General features: G+C 43.7%; 4 protein-coding genes and 1 tRNA gene. 4 read left to right on the top strand and 1 reads right to left on the bottom strand.

What is annotated here, in order from left to right:
• Positions 1-1013 (top strand): ATP-binding protein (locus H6S82_RS22985; protein ID WP_191056769.1); only part of this gene is annotated, 1013 nt, incomplete at its 5' end.
• Positions 1014-1052: 39 nt separating this feature from the next.
• Here H6S82_RS22985 and H6S82_RS22980 read toward each other — a convergent pair.
• Positions 1053-1125 (bottom strand) — tRNA-His (locus H6S82_RS22980).
• A gap of 106 nt (positions 1126-1231) precedes the next feature.
• On the opposite strand from H6S82_RS22980, the gene H6S82_RS22975 reads away from it, so the two are divergent.
• The 3 genes from H6S82_RS22975 to H6S82_RS22965 all read left to right on the top strand — a co-directional run.
• Positions 1232-1612, top strand: coding sequence for a DUF4359 domain-containing protein (locus H6S82_RS22975; RefSeq protein WP_190464897.1), 381 nt, complete (start codon positions 1232-1234; stop codon positions 1610-1612).
• Between the two features lie 95 nt (positions 1613-1707).
• Positions 1708-3135: a serine/threonine-protein kinase gene (locus H6S82_RS22970; protein ID WP_190464896.1), complete on the top strand. Its 1428-nt coding sequence runs from the start codon at positions 1708-1710 to the stop codon at positions 3133-3135.
• Positions 3136-3406: 271 nt separating this feature from the next.
• On the top strand, positions 3407-3817 hold a 411-nt coding region (locus tag H6S82_RS22965; RefSeq protein ID WP_191056768.1), incomplete at its 3' end, for a DNA starvation/stationary phase protection protein.

Here is a 3817-nt window from a genome sequence, read left to right as displayed (position 1 = left end):
GATCTGCCGACTATATTACCAAACCGTTTCAGGAGGCAGAAGTTTTGTCGCGTGTTGGCAATCAGCTTAAACTGCGATCGCTACAAATAAAACTTCAGGAAAAAAATATTTTACTCGAAAAAACTTTAGGTGAATTAAAAAATGCCGAAGTGCAACTTGTTCAAAATGAAAAAATGGTTGCAATGGGACAGTTGGTAGCAGGAATAGCTCATGAAATTAATAATCCAATCAATTCAATTTATGGCAATATCACTTACATTAGAGAATATATTAAAGATTTGGTTAGCTTGCTAGAAGCTTATCAAGAAGAATCCCCCAAAATGACGGCAAAAATTCAACAAATTGTTGACACTATAGACTTAAATTTTTTGCTTAACGATACGCATAACATTATCGGCGCAATGCACAGAGGTGCAGAACGCATTCAGCATCTGGTAATTTCCTTACGTAACTTTTCCAGGCTTGATGAAGCAGAAATGAAGCCAGTCAACATCCATGAGGGAATAGATAACTCTTTGCTAATGTTGCAGCATCGACTCCGCGAAACAGAAACACATCCGCCTATTCAAGTAATTAAAGATTATGGAAATTTACCTTTAGTTACTTGTTATGCAAGCGAGATAAACCAAGTTTTTATGCACATATTAAATAATGCGATCGACGCTTTACAACAAGTTACTCAATATTCGTTACTGACTAGCGGATCTCAATCTAACCCACTAGCCACCAGCCAGTATCAATTACCAACTATTCGCATTTGCACGGAATTGATAGGTTCCCATACCGTCAGAATTCGGATTGCAGACAATGGCCCAGGAATTCCGGAGTCGGTACAATCGCGTCTATTTGACCCATTTTTTACGACCAAGCCTCCCGGTAGCGGTACCGGACTGGGATTATCGATTAGTTACCAAATAGTCGTACAAAAACATAGAGGACAACTATTGTGTTGTTCCTCACCAGGACAGGGAGCAGAGTTTGCGATCGAAATCCCAGTACATCAAACCGAATAGTAGCCAATGCCGTTGAGGTACCTGAACTTGCGATGGGAGGGCGAACGAGGGGACTCGAACCCCCGAGTGGTGGAACCACAATCCACTGCCTTAACCACTTGGCTACGCTCGCCGTTGCGAAACCTAGTATAGCACTTCTCAGTGAAATCGATCCAGAGCTTTCCTTATATTTGCAAATTTTTCTCGGCTAACCTAGAACTGAAACACCCGTTAACGCGATGAAAAGCTTAAACATTCTCAAATTGGCGGTCAGTATAGCTTTAGCTGGACTGGGGTTATCGATGGTAGCCAGCAATCCCAGCCAGTCCGATTATGAAGAGTATGCTGGCGGGCAGCTGAGCAGCTACTTAAAAACTAACGTCTGTACCGAAGCTCCCAAAGGTTTCAATAACTTTTTAGAGCGCGAATGCAAAAAACTGGTTGATACCGGACGTCCCAAACTTAAGCGTATCATAGCAGAGAACACCTATAGGCATAATTTTGTCTTTTTCAGCATTTATAGGACAGATTTAGCTATACACCCGTTACTACCCGGTTATCACGTCGAAACATTAGGAGCATTTCAAAATTTCTACATCTATCAAGCCGAAGCCCAGTAATCCAAAGTCAAAAGTCAAAAGTCAAAAGTCAAAATTTCTGCCTCTCCCCTCTCCCTCTTCCCTAGACCCTAGCCCCTAGCCCCGACGCCCTAAAGATGAGTTACTGTCTCACCCCTGGATGCCAAAATCCCCAAGCCCCAGATAACGCTCAATTTTGCTTGAGCTGCGGTTCCCCATTGTTGCTCAAACAGCAGTATCGACCGCTCAAACCTATTGGTAAGGGCGGATTTGGCAGAACTTTTTTAGCTGTGGATGAAAATCATCCCTCTAAGCAGCGTTGCGTAATTAAGCAACTCTATCTTGAGGGGAATCAAAATACTTTGGTGATAAAAAAAGCGACACAATTATTTCACCAAGAGGCGGCGCGTTTAAACGAATTGGGCAAACATCCACAAATTCCGGCGCTGCTTGGCCACTTTGAGCAGCAAAAGCGGCTTTATTTAGTACAGGAGTTCATAGACGGACAGACATTACAACAGGAGTCACAGCAAAAGGGAGTTTTTAACGAAACCCAGATTTGGGAATTACTGCGAGATTTGCTGCCAGTGCTGAAATATGTCCACGATCGCAATATACTGCACCGCGATATCAAACCGGCAAATATCATGCGATGTCGGAAAGATGGCAAACTCATACTGATCGATTTCGGTGTTGCCAAAGTGATTACCGATACTGCTTTATATCGTACTGGTACTGCGGTAGGAACTCCAGAATATGTAGCAGCCGAACAAATGAAGGGCAAAGCATTGCCTGCTAGCGATCTCTACAGTTTGGGTGTTAGCTGCATTTACTTGCTGACTGGTGTTCCGCCTTTGGATATGTTTGATGCAGTAGAAAATCGTTGGGTGTGGCGAGATTTTTTACCGCAGGGTACACAAGTAAGCGATCGCTTGGGTCGGATTCTCGATAGATTAGTCAAAAGTACGGTCAGCCAGCGCTACAAATCTGTTGCAGAAGTTATGCAGGCGATAGAAGCAACTCCAAAAACGCCTCGCCAACCGCAACAAGCCGCACCACCTCCCAGTGTTAACTTTTTTACCAAACTTTTCCGTCCTCAAATTGGACAGATACAGCGCGGCAACTTGATTTCCGAAGCGGGGGTTGACTACAGCAGGTTACAGTATTTACTCGCTGCCGGTAAATGGGAACAGGCAGATAAAGAAACTTGGACAGTAATGTGTCATATATTGAGAAAATCGCCCAGCAATTATCTACAAACAGGGGATATCGAAAAGTTACCTTGTGAGGATTTGGAGATAATTGACAGACTGTGGGTGAAGTTCAGCAAAGGGCACTTCGGTTGGAGTGTGCAAAAACAAATTTTCGAGCTGGTAGAGGAAGACTACGCTCAATTTTGCGATCGCATCGGTTGGCCAAGTCACGATGCTCGCAGCCCCTATTTAAAATTTAGTTTATCAGCGCCTTTGGGACACCTACCGTCGCGGAGTTGGATAGGCGGATATCAGTGGTGGCGTCACGCTGCCATCATGGCGTCCAAGCTAGACCGATGCCAAATTGCCTAAAGCCAACATGAGCAATTTAACTATTAAGTGCGATGCACAAAAGTTATCAAATTTTGATTTTTTTCCTTACTGTGAATTTATCTCAATTTGTAGCAGACACAGCTACTGAGAATTTTAGTACTTGATAGCTGACAGCATCCGGAAATTAAGCAGTTCTTAATTATTGAGAATTAATGTTATCAAGCTAAAAAATAGCTCTTGACTGATAAGGGAAGAGTGATAAATTTACAGTAGCTGCAACCGAGTATCCCAAGGGAAAGAGAGGAAAACCATGACTCAAGCTGTAGGTTTGCTACGGTCTGCCGATCGAGTGTACGACAATCCAGTTTTGCTGGAGCAATCTGTTACTACACCTATCTGCGAAGGGTTCAACATCGCGTTTGCAAGTTTCCAGGCGCTGTATCTGCAATACCAGAAACATCATTTAGTCGTTGAAGGTTCCGAATTCTATCAGCTGCACGAATTCTTTGAGAAAAGCTACGGAGAGGTAGAAGGACACGCCCATGAAATTGGCGAACGTCTGAATGGTTTGGGTGGCATTCCTGTAGTCAGCTTTACCAAACTCGCCGAATTGTGCTGCTTCACCCCGGAACCGGATGGTGTTTTTAGTTGCAGACAGATGGTGCAACACGATCTGGAAGCAGAACAAGCCATTATCAAGCATATTCGCAGCCAAGCGTCA

Source organism: Planktothrix sp. FACHB-1355 (assembly GCF_014748295.1).
GTDB lineage: Bacteria > Cyanobacteriota > Cyanobacteriia > Cyanobacteriales > Aerosakkonemataceae > Aerosakkonema > Aerosakkonema funiforme_A.
Note: the sequence above shows the minus strand (reverse complement) of the source record. Positions and strands in the feature narration are given on the sequence as shown.

Coding starts and splice junctions, on each gene's coding strand:
- H6S82_RS22975 (WP_190464897.1), top strand. CDS start 1,232: ATGAAAAGCTTAAACATTCTCAAATTGGCGGTCAGTATAGCTTTAGCT.
- H6S82_RS22970 (WP_190464896.1), top strand. CDS start 1,708: ATGAGTTACTGTCTCACCCCTGGATGCCAAAATCCCCAAGCCCCAGAT.